Below are 12,340 nucleotides of genomic sequence, written 5' to 3'. Positions count from 1 at the left end.
GATCCGGGCGGGTCGCGACGGCAGGCATTGACGACTACGGCAGGCGTTGACGATAGAGCAAGCCGGTGACCACACCGGCAGCGACGACGAGCATGCCGAGCAAAAGCCATGGTCTGCTGGCATCGCCCCTGGTCATCTCGTAGCCGATCTGTTCTTCGAGTGTGTCGTAGACGGCCGTCAGCTCGGTCAGGCTGGAGGCGGTATAGAAATCGCCGCCGGAGAGTTTGGCGATCTCGCGCAACGCATCGTCGTCGACAGGCACCTTGACACGCTGGGCACCGCTACCGTCCTGGTCCGGAATCTCCACCGTGCCCCATGAGGTACCGAACGAAATCGTCGACACCGGAACGCCTTTGTTCTTCGCCAGGCGGGCCGCGGTGAATCCGTGCCGTGGATTGTCGACATCCTTGTCGTCGGGCACCGTCTGCTTGCCGTCCGACATCAGCACGATGCGGGCGGGCGGCGGCGTTTCCGCACCACCCAACACCGTGGCAATGGTGTCGATCGACTGCAGCGCGGTGAGAATGCCCTCACCGGTGGCCGTGCGCTCGGCGAGTTTGATGTTGTCGATGGCCGCCTTGACGGCCTCGCGGTTCGTCGTCGGTGGCACCATCACCGAGGCGGTGCCCGCGAAGGTGACGAAGCCGAGATTGATACCGGGTGGCAGCCCGTCGACGAATTCCTTACCGGCCTTCTGCGCCACCTTCAGTCGCGACGGCGGCACATCGGTCGCCTCCATCGACAGCGAAACGTCCATCACCAGAACGACTGTCGCGCGATTGCGCGGCACCTTCTTGACCGCCGTCGGCCCCGCGGCCGCAATGGTGAGGAACACCAGACCGACCAGCAGCAGTGCGATCGGCACATGCCGCATCGGACTCGGCCGCGACGGCGCGACCTTCTCCAGCAGCTCCATATTGGTGAACTGCAGCATGTGCTTGTGGCGGCTGCGCTGAACAAGGATGTAGCCCAACGCGATCAGCACGACGACGGCGAGGAAACCGAGCCAGACCAGCGCGGTGAAATGCGAAATACTCACTGGCGCGGCGCCCGTCCGCTCGGGGCGCCGAATGCGTGGCGCCGGGTGGACACGAACCGGACCACGTCGGAGATCCAGTCCCGATCGGTCTGCAGGGTGAGCACCGGTGCGCCGCAGCTGCGCAGGGCCTGTTCGACCTGAACACGATGACGCTCGGCCGCGGCCGCGAAATCGGCGCGCAGCGTTGGCGTCACGCTGAATTCGCGGGTACGCCCGGTCTCCGGATCGTGCAGCACCACATCACCCACATCGGGCAGCGACAGATCGCGCGGATCGAGCACCTCGACGGCGAGCAGATCGTGGCGCGCGGAGATGGCGCGCAGCGAGCGCTGCCAGTTGATATCACCGAGGAAGTCGCTGATGATGACCGCGAGTCCGCGTTTGCGCTGCGGGCGGCGCAGCGATTCGATCGCCTCGCACAGGTCGCCGCGCACACCGTCGGGGGCGTGCGGCGTCGTCGCGATCTCGCGCAGCATCGACTGCGCGTGTATCCGGCCGCTGCGCGCGGGAATGCGGGTCAACTGCTCACCCGTCGCGACGACGGCGCCGATCCGGTTGCCACCGCCGCTGGTGAGATGGGTGATCGCCGCGGCTGCCGCGACCGCGAGATCGCGCTTCTGGCACAGTGCGGTGCCGAAGTCGAGGCTGGCCGACAGGTCGACCACCATCCAGGTCTCGAGTTCGCGGTCCGCGATCATCTGTCGCACATGCGGATGGGTGGTGCGGGCGGTGACCGACCAATCCATCTGCCGCACATCATCGCCCGGCTGATAGGTCCTGGCTTCGCCCGGCTCCGAGCCGGGGCCCGGGATCAGGCCGAGGTGATCGCCGTGCAGCACACCGTCGAGCCGACGACGGACGGTCAATTCCAGCGTTTTGAGCGCCGCCGTCAGCTTCGGGTCGGACAGTTCGCCCGATCGGAAAGACGGTGGTGCGTGTTGGGACATCGGCACTGGTGGAACCGGATCCGATGCCGAGGTCACTTCGGCTGGTTATTGCCGGCGGCCTGAGACATCTGCGCGACCGGCGGTTGCGGCACCGCGTCCTGGGGGGCGGGCGGCTGCGGGATCGGCTGCTGCGCGCCGTGCGGTCCCATGGCGAGCGGCGCGGCCGGAGCGGGTGCGGCGCCACCGGGGGCGACCGCCTGCGGCGCGACCTGCGGCAGGCCGACGGTCTGCAGCACGCGCTTGATCACATCGTCGGGGCTGATCTCGTCGGCCAGTGCATCGTAGGACAGCACCAGACGGTGGCGCAGCACATCCGGAATCACCTCGACGACATCCTGCGGCACCACATAGTCGCGGCCGCGGATCAGCGCGACGGCGCGGGCCGCGGCGATGATGCCGAGGCTGGCGCGCGGTGAGGCGCCATAGGCGATCCAGCTCGCCACATCCTGCATACCGAAATCGCCGGGCTTGCGGGTCGCCGCGATCACCCGGACCACATAGTCGACCAGCGCGTGGTGCACGAAGGTACTCGCGGCCACCTGCTGCAGGCGGATCAGCTCCGACGGCTCGAGAATCGGCTTGGCCTCCGGCGGGGTGACACCCATCCGGTAGATGATCTCGCGCTCTTCCTCCACCGACGGGTAATCGACGACCACCTTGAACAGGAAGCGGTCGCGCTGTGCCTCGGGCAGCGGGTACACGCCCTCGCTCTCGATCGGGTTCTGTGTCGCCATGACCAGGAACGGATCGGGCATCGGGTAGGTCTTGCCGCCGATCGACACATGCCGCTCGGCCATCACCTCGAGCAGTGCGGACTGCACCTTGGCCGGTGCGCGGTTGATTTCGTCGGCGAGCACGAAGTTCGCCACGACCGGGCCGAGCTCGGTATCGAATTCCTCGCGGCCCTGGCGGTAGATGCGGGTACCGATCAGGTCGGTGGGCACCAGGTCGGGGGTGAACTGGACACGGGCGAACGAACCGCCGACCACTTTCGCGAAGGTCTCCACCGCAAGGGTTTTGGCGATACCCGGCACTCCCTCGAGCAGAACGTGGCCGCGTGCGAGCACCCCGACGAGCAGCCGTTCGACGAGCCGATCCTGGCCGACGATAACGCGCTTGACCTCGTATATCGCCTTCTCCAGGGTCTGGACGTCACGCTCCAGGGTGCTGGGTGCGGGAGCAGCGGCCGATTTAGCCAAACTTGCCCCGCTCACACCGTCCGTCGAAGTCACCAACATCCCCGCTTTCGCTTTGGTCCTGTGCGTGCTGCCACAACTATTCCAGGTAATGGCCGTATATGCCGCAACCGGACCCGAGATCACGGCAAATCAACAGGTTCGTGGTCGGGTTCGCGGCGTGCGGCACAGCCTAGGGGTTACGAGACGATTCGCACCGCGTACGGCATTATGCCGCCCTCGCGCACCGGAGACACCCGTACCACCTCGCCGGATTGTGGCGCCTCCACCATCTTCCCGTTTCCGAGGTAGAGCGCAACGTGTTCGCTGCCGTTCGGCCCCCAGAACAGCATGTCACCGCGGCTGCGCTCGGCAACCGGCACCCTGGTGCCCGCGTTGTACTGATAGCCGCTGTAGTGCGGCAACGAGACGCCGATGCCGGCGAAGGCGTAGATCATCAGACCCGAGCAGTCGAAGCCGACCTTGTTGTAGTCGCCGAAGCTGTCTGCGACGCCGCCGTCGCGGATGCCGAGGGTCGGCCCGTCCTCGTCGCCACCGCCCCAGGCATACTCGACACCCAGTTGCGACATGGCCCGATCGACCACGGTCTCGATCGCGTCCGAGCCGCCGATGGACGGCATGGTGACACGCGGCCTGGTCTGGCGCGGCGGCGGCGAATTCTCCATCTGGTTATGCGGCCGTTTACCCTGGCCCGCCTGGGCCGCGCGGTCCTTGGCTGCCTGGTCGTGGGCCGCGCGCGCGGCGGCGGCCGCGGCCGCGGCGCGGATGGCGGCCTCCTCGGCCTTGCGCTGTTCGTCCCAGGCCAGATAGGCCTCGCGTTGCCCTTGCAGCCCGGTCACATTCGCGCGGGCCTGATCGAGGCGGCCCTGTGCCGCCGCACGCTCGCGTAGCAGGCCTTCCCGCTGCGCCGCCTGCTGATCCTGTTCGGCCTTCACCGCGGCGACGGCGTTTTCGGCGTCGGCTTTCTTCTGTTCGGCCACCGCGGCGGCGGCGTCGGCGGCCGATTTGGCTTGGCGCGCACCGGCATTCTTATTGCCCTGTTCGATCTGGGCGCGACGCAGCGAGTCGAGCACCGACTGCTGGTTCTTCGATACCAGCGTGAACACCTCGGCACGGTTCAGGGCGACATCCGGGGTGGCCGCGGACAGATACGTGACCATCGAGGTCGCGGCGGGCCGGGTGTAGGCCTGCACGGCGAACTGATCGAAGTTGCGTCTGGCCTGGTCGACCTGGGTTCCGGCCTCGCTCAATTCGCGCTGGGTCTGCACCACCACGGCCGCGGCCGCATCGGCGGCGTCGCGGGCGTCCTGCAGATCGACGAGGGCCTTGTTGACCTCTTCGCGCTTCTGCGCGATGGCGGCGTCGAGTTCCTGCAGCTTCTGATCCGTCACCGCGACCTGGTTGATGAGCGCGCCGACCTCGCTCACTCTGGCGTCGACTTGTGCGCCGGCATCGGCGATCTGGTCATCGCTCGGGTTGGGCGGGGCCGGCGGCACCGCGGCGACCGGGCCGGCCGTGACGAGCACGGCGGCAGCGACCAGCAACCCCAGAGCGACCCACAGCGGATGCCGATTGCCGGCAACGCCGTTGTTGCGCATCGCACCTCCCAAAGGACCCGAACAGGCTAAACCTCACGAGCCCCCTGCGAACCATCCCACTCAGTGGTTAACAGATAGCTCTCTGAACACTCTTTCCCCATCAGCCATCATTCGAACCGTACGACACATCTATCACCAAAGAAACTCCGGCAACAGAACTACAGCCGCGTAATTTTCCCGTTGCCCAGAAATAGCCATACGGGAACAAGGATTCGGTCGGCAAAACAAACCGACCGCTAGGAAAAATAGCTGAGTGGATACTCGCTACGAGATGAGATCCCGGTCCTCGCCGCGACCCGAAACCGCCACCGTCCGCTCGGTAGCACGGCGAGACTTCACCCAGTACAGCCCGCCGACCACCACCGCGGTGCCGACAAGCAACACACTGGTGATCGCGGTCCAGGAGAACGTCTCCGGCCGCTCCAGCTGATCGACGAAAAGCTGCGCCGCCTGCGCCGAATGCCCCTGTGTGCTCTTGGAAAAGTCCTCGGCCCGTTCCAACTTCACCCGGCTGATCGAATCGCTGCAGGTGCCGACCCAGTCGTCGCTGAGCACCACCACGGTTCCGTGCTCGGTCTTGCCGACCTCGGTGGCCAGGTCACGTAGATTGGAGTCGTGGCCTGGATTACCGGGAATCACCACGATGCTGAGCTCGATGCCATGGGCTCGAGCATCGGCGACGACGGCCTCGAGTGCGTCCTGATCCTTACCCTTCGGCGTGGCCACATGGTTGTCGGCCACATCCTCCTTGATCTGGGTCAACGTCTTGTCGTCGATACCAGGGGGGAGTTCGGCGCGCATGGGCGTGAACACCGAGGTGTGCGAGACGGTCATCTTCCATCCGGTCTGTCGAGCCGCATCGGTTCGCGAGGCGACGGGCATCCAACACTGCAGGGGAACCGGCACAGGCCAACCGGTCACCCCGAACAACTCGAAAGCACAGTACGCGACGGAGTGTCGGACCACCGTCCGACGGCGCAGCCAACGGCACCCGCGCGTTTCACAGGACAAGCGTACTGTTAGGCTCGAAGGCGCGAGGAGCCAGTACGTTCCAGCGCTGGGAACCTCCAAAGATGTAGGCCGCGGGCACAGCCCCGCCCGCGGCCACCCTCACAGACGAGTGGAGCTGACGTGACGACAAGTATCGATACTTTCGGCGCCAAGGGCACCCTCGAGGTCGGAAGCAACTCCTACGAGATCTTCCGTCTCTCGGCCGTGCCCGGCACCGAGAAACTCCCCTACGCACTGAAGGTCCTCGCGGAGAATCTGCTCCGCACCGAGGACGGCGCCAACATCACCGCCGATCACATCCGCGCCATCGCGAGCTGGGATCCGTCGGCTCAGCCGAACACCGAGATCCAGTTCACCCCGGCGCGGGTGATCATGCAGGACTTCACCGGCGTGCCCTGCATCGTCGACCTGGCCACCATGCGCGAGGCCGTCGCCACCCTCGGCGGCGACCCGGACAAGGTCAACCCGCTCGCCCCCGCCGAAATGGTCATCGACCACTCCGTCATCATCGACGTGTTCGGCCGCGAGGACGCCTTCGAGCGCAACGTCGACATCGAATACCAGCGCAACGGTGAGCGCTACCAGTTCCTGCGTTGGGGCCAAACGGCTTTCGACGATTTCAAGGTCGTCCCGCCGAGCACCGGCATCGTGCACCAGGTCAATATCGAGCACCTGGCCCGCGTCGTCATGGTCCGCAACGGCCAGGCCTACCCGGACACCTGCGTCGGCACCGACTCGCACACCACCATGGTCAACGGCCTCGGCGTATTGGGTTGGGGCGTCGGCGGCATCGAGGCCGAGGCGGCCATGCTGGGCCAGCCGGTCTCCATGCTCATCCCGCGTGTCGTCGGTTTCAAGCTGACCGGTGAGATCAAGCCGGGCGTGACCGCCACCGATGTGGTGCTCACCGTCACCGATATGCTGCGCAAGCACGGTGTGGTCGGCAAGTTCGTCGAGTTCTACGGCAAGGGCGTCTCCGAGGTGCCGCTGGCCAACCGCGCCACCCTGGGCAATATGAGCCCCGAATTCGGTTCGACCGCGGCGATCTTCCCGATCGACGAGGTGACCGTCGACTACCTGAAGCTGACCGGCCGCACCGACGAACAGGTGGCGCTGGTCGAGGCCTACGCCAAGGAGCAGGGCCTCTGGCACGACGCCGACAATGAGCCTGCCTACTCGGAGTACCTGGAGCTGGACCTGAGCACGGTGGTGCCGTCCATCGCCGGTCCGAAGCGTCCGCAGGACCGAATCCTGTTGTCGGAGAGCAAGACCGCCTTCCGCAAGGACATCCACAACTACACCAGTGACGCGGAGACCGGTCCCGCCGCCGTGACCCCGCACACCCACCTGGACGAGGCCATCGAGGAATCCTTCCCGGCCAGCGATCCGGCGGTGCTGTCCTTCGCCGAGGACGACGCCGTGCTGCCGTCCGCCGCGAACGGCGCGGTGGGCCGCCCGTCCAAGCCGGTCAAGGTCTCCACGGAGGAGTACGGCGACTTCGTGCTGGATCACGGCGCGGTCGTGGTCGCCTCGATCACCTCCTGCACCAACACCTCCAATCCGTCGGTCATGCTGGGCGCGGCCCTGCTGGCCCGCAACGCAGTGGAGAAGGGCCTGACCCGCAAGCCCTGGGTGAAGACCTCGATGGCGCCGGGCTCGCAGGTCGTCAACGGCTACTACGAGAAGGCCGGCCTGTGGCCGTACCTGGACAAGCTGGGCTTCAACCTGGTCGCGTTCGGTTGCGCCACCTGCATCGGCAACACCGGTCCGCTGCCGGAGGAGATCTCCAAGGCGGTCAACGACAACGACCTGACCGTCACCGCGGTGCTTTCCGGTAACCGCAACTTCGAGGGCCGCATCTCCCCCGACGTGAAGATGAACTACCTGGCCTCTCCGCCGCTGGTCATCGCCTACGCGCTCGCGGGCACCATGGACTTCGACTTCGAGAACGACGCGCTCGGCAAGGACACCGACGGCAACGAGGTGTTCCTGAAGGACATCTGGCCCGCGCCGCAGGAAATCCAGGACACCATCGACCGGGTCATCTCCCGCGATATGTTCCTCGAGGACTACAAGGACGTCTTCAAGGGTGACGAGCGCTGGCGTTCGCTGCCGACCCCGGAGGGCAAGACCTTCGAATGGGCCGAGGAGTCGACCTACGTCCGCAAGCCTCCGTACTTCGAGGGCATGCCGCAGACTCCGGAGCCGGTCACCGACATCAGGGGCGCGCGAGTCCTCGCGCTGCTGGGCGATTCGGTCACCACCGACCACATCTCCCCCGCGGGCAACATCAAGCCGGGCACCCCGGCCGCGCAGTACCTGGAGGCCAACGGCGTCGAGCGCAAGGACTACAACTCCTATGGCTCGCGTCGCGGTAACCACGAGGTGATGATCCGCGGCACCTTCGCCAACATCCGGCTGCGCAACCAGCTGCTCGACGATGTCTCCGGCGGTTACACCCGCGACTTCACTCAGGACGGCGGTCCGCAGGCGTTCATCTACGACGCCTCGCAGAACTACCAGACCGCGGGCATCCCGCTGGTCGTGCTGGGTGGTAAGGAGTACGGCTCGGGTTCCTCGCGCGACTGGGCCGCCAAGGGCACCTCGCTGCTCGGCGTGAAGGCCGTCATCACCGAGTCCTTCGAGCGCATCCACCGCTCGAACCTCATCGGTATGGGTGTCATCCCGCTGCAGTTCCCGGCCGGTGAGTCGGCCGCCTCGCTGAAGCTGGACGGCACCGAGACCTTCGATATCGAAGGCATCACCAAGCTGAACGAGGGTGCGACTCCGAAGACCCTGAAGGTCACCGCCACCAAGGAGAACGGTGATGTGATCACCTTCGACGCAGTGGTCCGGATCGACACCCCCGGTGAGGCCGACTACTACCGCAACGGTGGCATCCTGCAGTACGTGCTGCGCAATATGATTCGCGGCTGATCGACTGTGCTGTAGTGGGTCCGCGCACCGCATTTGTGCGGTGCGCGGACCTCTTCACATTGCTTGCCCGCTTCGCTTGGAGGAGCCCGCCAGATGCCCAAGGTCAGTGACGATCACCTCGCCGCCCGGCGTAGTCAGATACTCGACGGGGCGCGGGCCTGTTTCGCCGAATACGGGTACGACGGTGCCACTGTGCGCCGCCTGGAGGAAGCCATCGGCCTGTCCCGTGGCGCGATCTTCCATCACTTCCGGGATAAGGACGCCCTGTTCCTCGCGCTGGCACAGGAAGATGCCAATCGCATGGCCGATGTCGCGGCCAACCAGGGCCTCGTGCAGGTAATGCGCGATATGCTGGCCCATCCCGAGCAATTCAATTGGCTCGGAACGCGTTTGGAGATCGCGCGCCGGTTGCGCACCGATCCGGAGTTCCGCGCGGGCTGGTCGCAGCGCTCGGCCGAGCTGACCGCGGCGACCCTCGCCCGACTCGAACGCCGCAAGGCCGCCGGCGCCCTACGCGACGACGTGCCAACCGATGTCCTGCTCGGCTATCTGGACCTGGTGCTCGACGGGCTCATCGCCCGCATCGCGTCCGGCCACACCAACGAAAACCTTTCCGCGGTACTGGATCTGGTCGAAGCCTCGGTGCGTCGCAAGGACTGAGCGCCGAAGGCAGCCGCCACGCGCGATGACACCGGGCGACGGCGAATGCCTCGCGAAATGCGGAATCTCGACAATAATCGTCGACATGGATCTGAACGGAGCACGCGTACTGATCACCGGCGCGACCGGCGGAATCGGGGTCGCGATCGCCGCGGCGGTCGCGGCACGAGGCGCGAGCGTGGTGCTGTCCGGACGCCGAGCCGAGGAACTCGACAAGGTCGCGACCCGGTTCGGCGCACAGGCCGTGGTCGCGGACCTCGCCGAACCCGGCGGTGCCGAGAAACTCCTCGAGGAGGCCGGTGACCTCGATGTCGTCATCGCCAACGCCGCACTACCCGGTTCGGGCGATCTGCTCGACTATTCGCTGCCGGAGATCGATCGGGCGCTGGAGGTCAATCTGCGCGCCCCGATCGTGCTGGCCCGCCTCGCCGGTGCACAGATGGCCGATCGTGGCAAGGGCCACCTCGTGTTCATCAACTCACTGTCCGGCAAGGCCGCATCCGGTAAGGCGGCGATGTACAACGCCACGAAATTCGGACTCCGCGGCTTCGCCCTGGCATTGCGGGCCGATCTGCACGAGCGCGGCGTCGGCGTCTCGTCGATCTACCCCGGATTCGTCAGGGACGCGGGCATGTTCGTCAAATCCGGCGCGGCAGTACCGCGGGGCGTCGGCACCCGAAGCCCGGAGGACGTCGCCAACGCCGTGGTCCGCGCCATCGAACGGAATATCGCCGAGACGGACGTGGCGCCACTGCCGGTCCGCCTGGGCGCGAGTCTCGCCTTGATCGCCCCCAATCTCTCGAACCGCGTCCAAAGCCTGTTCGGCGCCGACAAGGTCATGACCGAACTGGCCGCCGGTCACCGCGACATGCGCTAGCCGGAATACGACAGCACTACCGCCGCGACAGGCGACTGAATACCGCACTGGCACTGGCGAATCCGAGGGTCGCGAGGATGACGCACCAGAGGATGGCGAGCGGGCCGTGATGGCCGGCGCCGGTGGAGCTGAGAAGTCCACGCACGGTGTCGATGACCGGGGTGGCGGGTTGGTAGTCGGCGAAGCCGCGCAGCCACTCCGGCATCGTGGTGGTCTGGACGAAGGCGCTGCTGATGTAGGGAATGAACATGATGGCGTAGGTGAGCCCACCCGCCGCTTCCGGGTTCTTGGCGACCAGGCCCAGAGCGACGGCGATCCAGGAGATGGCGGTGACGAACAGGGTGATGATCGCGAGAGCCGCGAGCCAGCCGAGTGGTCCGGCTTGGGGGCGGTAGCCGAGTGCCAGCGCTACCGTGACCGCGATCGCGATGGCCGCGAGATTGCGGACTACGCCCTCCGCGACATGGCCCGCGAGGACGGCCTGGCGGAACATCGGCAGGGTGCGGAATCGGTCGATACTGCCGCGGGTCATATCGGTGGAGACCGCGGTCGCGGTGATCGATGAGCCGAAACCCGTGCACAGCAACATGATTCCGGGCACCACATAGTCGAGATAGGGCCCGCCGACATCGATGGCCCCACCGAAGACGTAGGTGAACAGCAGCATCACCAGAATCGGCATGAGCAGCGAAATGATCAGGGTGTCGCGGCTGCGCAGGGTGTGCCGGACACACCGGCGGAACATCACGAGGGTGTCGGCGAAGACGTCGGTCACCGGGCGGCGGCTTCGATGATGTCGGCGGTGCGGGCGGCGGCGTCCCCGGTGGTCAGCGTCTTCGCGAATTCCGCTGCGCGCGAACGGCATTCGCGCGTCAGCAACGTCGCGATACCTTGTTCGAGCCGAGCCTCGGTGAGTCGCGTGAACGGCAGATGCGCACCCACGCCGAGGCGCTCGACCTGCCCGCCCCACATCGGCTGTTCGAACGACACCGAGCAGACCAGCGTCGGCAATCCCGCACGGAGGCTCTCGAACAGCGTCCCGATACCGCCGTGATGCACCGCGGCGGCACAATGCGGGAAAACCAGATCGTGCGCGAACGGACCGACCACCTTCACATCCGGCCCCGCTTGCGCATCGGCGATATCCAGATCACTCCAGCCCGCACTCACCAACGCACGCACGCCCAAACGCGCCGACACCGCGGCAACCATCGCCAGCACCGCGGCCGTATCCCGAATGGGCATACTGCCGAATCCGAAGAACACCGGCGGCTCCCCTGCCTCGATCCACGACAGAATGCCCGCATGGTCGCCCGCCAGCTCACCGACGGCCTCGCGGGCGGCGTGATCGAGCGTCAGAAATCCGGTGAACGGCCTGCGTTCATCCCATTGCTCGGGCAATCCGGGAACCAATGCCGGATCGTAGATCTGCACTTCGGGAACATGCGCACGCGCCATCACCGCGGCAATGCTTGCCCGCGATTTCGGCAGCCCGAGCGTCGTCCGTAGCTCGTTGAGATAGCGCATGAACACCACGCGGCGCAGATTCTCCGCGAGGGCCCACGTCACCCGATTGACGACCGCGGGCGGCTGCCACCGCGGCGGCAGCGCACCCGGAAACGGATACGCGCCATTGCTGCGGCAGGGGAAGTAATGCAGGCTGACCAGCGGAACCCCCATCGCCTCCGCGACCGAACCGGCCCGATCCTCCGTCACGGTGCTCGCCACGATCAGCTCCGCGCCCGTACAAACGTCGATGACCTCTCGATTCATCTGCTGGGCATAGTCGGCCATCTGTCGGGCGACCAATTGCATGAGCCGCAGGGTGTTGCCCGCCGCCAGCGCGCGCTGTCCGGCGTCCGAACTGTAGAGCTGCTGCACGTCCGGTCCGCAGGCGACGGCGGCAAGCCCGGTGGCCGTGGCGAATTCGACCAGATTCGGTGGCGCCCCGAGCAGCACATCATGGCCGCGGCGGCGCAGCTCGAGTCCGAGCGCCACGACGGGCTGGACGTCACCGCGGGTTCCGGTGAGCGGAATCGCTATTTTCACGGAGTTCTTTCGGTGTCGGGGCCCTG

At 66.4% G+C, this 12,340-nt stretch carries 10 protein-coding genes; 3 read left to right on the top strand and 7 right to left on the bottom strand.

What is annotated here, in order from left to right:
• Nucleotides 1-34: 34 nt before the first annotated feature.
• From AB0L58_RS02620 to AB0L58_RS02600, 5 genes are all read right to left on the bottom strand, one after another.
• Nucleotides 35-1,039 carry a VWA domain-containing protein gene (locus tag AB0L58_RS02620; protein WP_364379739.1) on the bottom strand — a complete coding sequence of 335 codons (1,005 nt, stop codon included), beginning with the start codon at nt 1,037-1,039 and terminating at the stop codon, nt 35-37.
• On the bottom strand, nt 1,036-1,986 hold the full coding sequence (locus tag AB0L58_RS02615) for a DUF58 domain-containing protein (RefSeq protein ID WP_364380205.1): 951 nt from the start codon (nt 1,984-1,986) through the stop codon (nt 1,036-1,038). The genes AB0L58_RS02620 and AB0L58_RS02615 overlap by 4 nt, the downstream gene beginning before the upstream one ends.
• A gap of 32 nt (nt 1,987-2,018) precedes the next feature.
• On the bottom strand, nt 2,019-3,224 hold the full coding sequence (locus AB0L58_RS02610) for a MoxR family ATPase (RefSeq protein WP_364379736.1): 1,206 nt from the start codon (nt 3,222-3,224) through the stop codon (nt 2,019-2,021).
• A 137-nt stretch (nt 3,225-3,361) separates the two neighbouring features.
• The gene (locus AB0L58_RS02605) at nt 3,362-4,780 is read right to left on the bottom strand and encodes an NlpC/P60 family protein (protein WP_364379733.1); all 1,419 of its coding nucleotides are present in this window, start codon (nt 4,778-4,780) and stop codon (nt 3,362-3,364) included.
• A gap of 264 nt (nt 4,781-5,044) precedes the next feature.
• Nucleotides 5,045-5,614 carry a DUF6676 family protein gene (locus AB0L58_RS02600; protein ID WP_364379730.1) on the bottom strand — a complete coding sequence of 190 codons (570 nt, stop codon included), beginning with the start codon at nt 5,612-5,614 and terminating at the stop codon, nt 5,045-5,047.
• 297 nt (nt 5,615-5,911) lie between these two features.
• Here AB0L58_RS02600 and AB0L58_RS02595 point away from each other — a divergent pair, with 297 nt between their 5' ends.
• The 3 genes from AB0L58_RS02595 to AB0L58_RS02585 all read left to right on the top strand — a co-directional run bounded on the left by AB0L58_RS02595 (nt 5,912) and on the right by AB0L58_RS02585 (nt 10,265).
• On the top strand, nt 5,912-8,728 hold the full coding sequence (locus tag AB0L58_RS02595) for an aconitate hydratase (protein WP_364379727.1): 2,817 nt from the start codon (nt 5,912-5,914) through the stop codon (nt 8,726-8,728).
• 93 nt (nt 8,729-8,821) lie between these two features.
• Nucleotides 8,822-9,388, top strand: coding sequence for a helix-turn-helix domain-containing protein (locus AB0L58_RS02590; protein WP_354958395.1), 567 nt, complete (start codon nt 8,822-8,824; stop codon nt 9,386-9,388).
• Nucleotides 9,389-9,473: 85 nt separating this feature from the next.
• Nucleotides 9,474-10,265: an SDR family NAD(P)-dependent oxidoreductase gene (locus AB0L58_RS02585; RefSeq protein ID WP_364379722.1), complete on the top strand. Its 792-nt coding sequence runs from the start codon at nt 9,474-9,476 to the stop codon at nt 10,263-10,265.
• Nucleotides 10,266-10,281: 16 nt separating this feature from the next.
• Here AB0L58_RS02585 and AB0L58_RS02580 read toward each other — a convergent pair whose 3' ends face one another.
• The gene (locus tag AB0L58_RS02580) at nt 10,282-11,010 is read right to left on the bottom strand and encodes an ABC transporter permease (RefSeq protein ID WP_364380202.1); all 729 of its coding nucleotides are present in this window, start codon (nt 11,008-11,010) and stop codon (nt 10,282-10,284) included.
• A 26-nt stretch (nt 11,011-11,036) separates the two neighbouring features.
• Nucleotides 11,037-12,314: a glycosyltransferase gene (locus tag AB0L58_RS02575; protein ID WP_364379719.1), complete on the bottom strand. Its 1,278-nt coding sequence runs from the start codon at nt 12,312-12,314 to the stop codon at nt 11,037-11,039.
• Between the last annotated feature and the right edge of the window lie 26 nt (nt 12,315-12,340).

This window comes from Nocardia sp. NPDC052112 (assembly GCF_040680135.1).
Lineage (GTDB): Bacteria > Actinomycetota > Actinomycetes > Mycobacteriales > Mycobacteriaceae > Nocardia.
Note: the sequence above shows the minus strand (reverse complement) of the source record. Positions and strands in the feature narration are given on the sequence as shown.

What these genes read in the sequence shown, in the direction of transcription:
- AB0L58_RS02590 (WP_354958395.1), top strand. Translation starts at nt 8,822, where the DNA reads ATGCCCAAGGTCAGTGACGATCACCTCGCCGCCCGGCGTAGTCAGATA.
- AB0L58_RS02585 (WP_364379722.1), top strand. Translation starts at nt 9,474, where the DNA reads ATGGATCTGAACGGAGCACGCGTACTGATCACCGGCGCGACCGGCGGA.
- AB0L58_RS02605 (WP_364379733.1), bottom strand. Translation starts at nt 4,780, where the DNA reads ATGCGCAACAACGGCGTTGCCGGCAATCGGCATCCGCTGTGGGTCGCT.
- AB0L58_RS02580 (WP_364380202.1), bottom strand. Translation starts at nt 11,010, where the DNA reads ATGTTCCGCCGGTGTGTCCGGCACACCCTGCGCAGCCGCGACACCCTG.
- AB0L58_RS02615 (WP_364380205.1), bottom strand. Translation starts at nt 1,986, where the DNA reads ATGTCCCAACACGCACCACCGTCTTTCCGATCGGGCGAACTGTCCGAC.
- AB0L58_RS02600 (WP_364379730.1), bottom strand. Translation starts at nt 5,614, where the DNA reads ATGACCGTCTCGCACACCTCGGTGTTCACGCCCATGCGCGCCGAACTC.
- AB0L58_RS02610 (WP_364379736.1), bottom strand. Translation starts at nt 3,224, where the DNA reads ATGTTGGTGACTTCGACGGACGGTGTGAGCGGGGCAAGTTTGGCTAAA.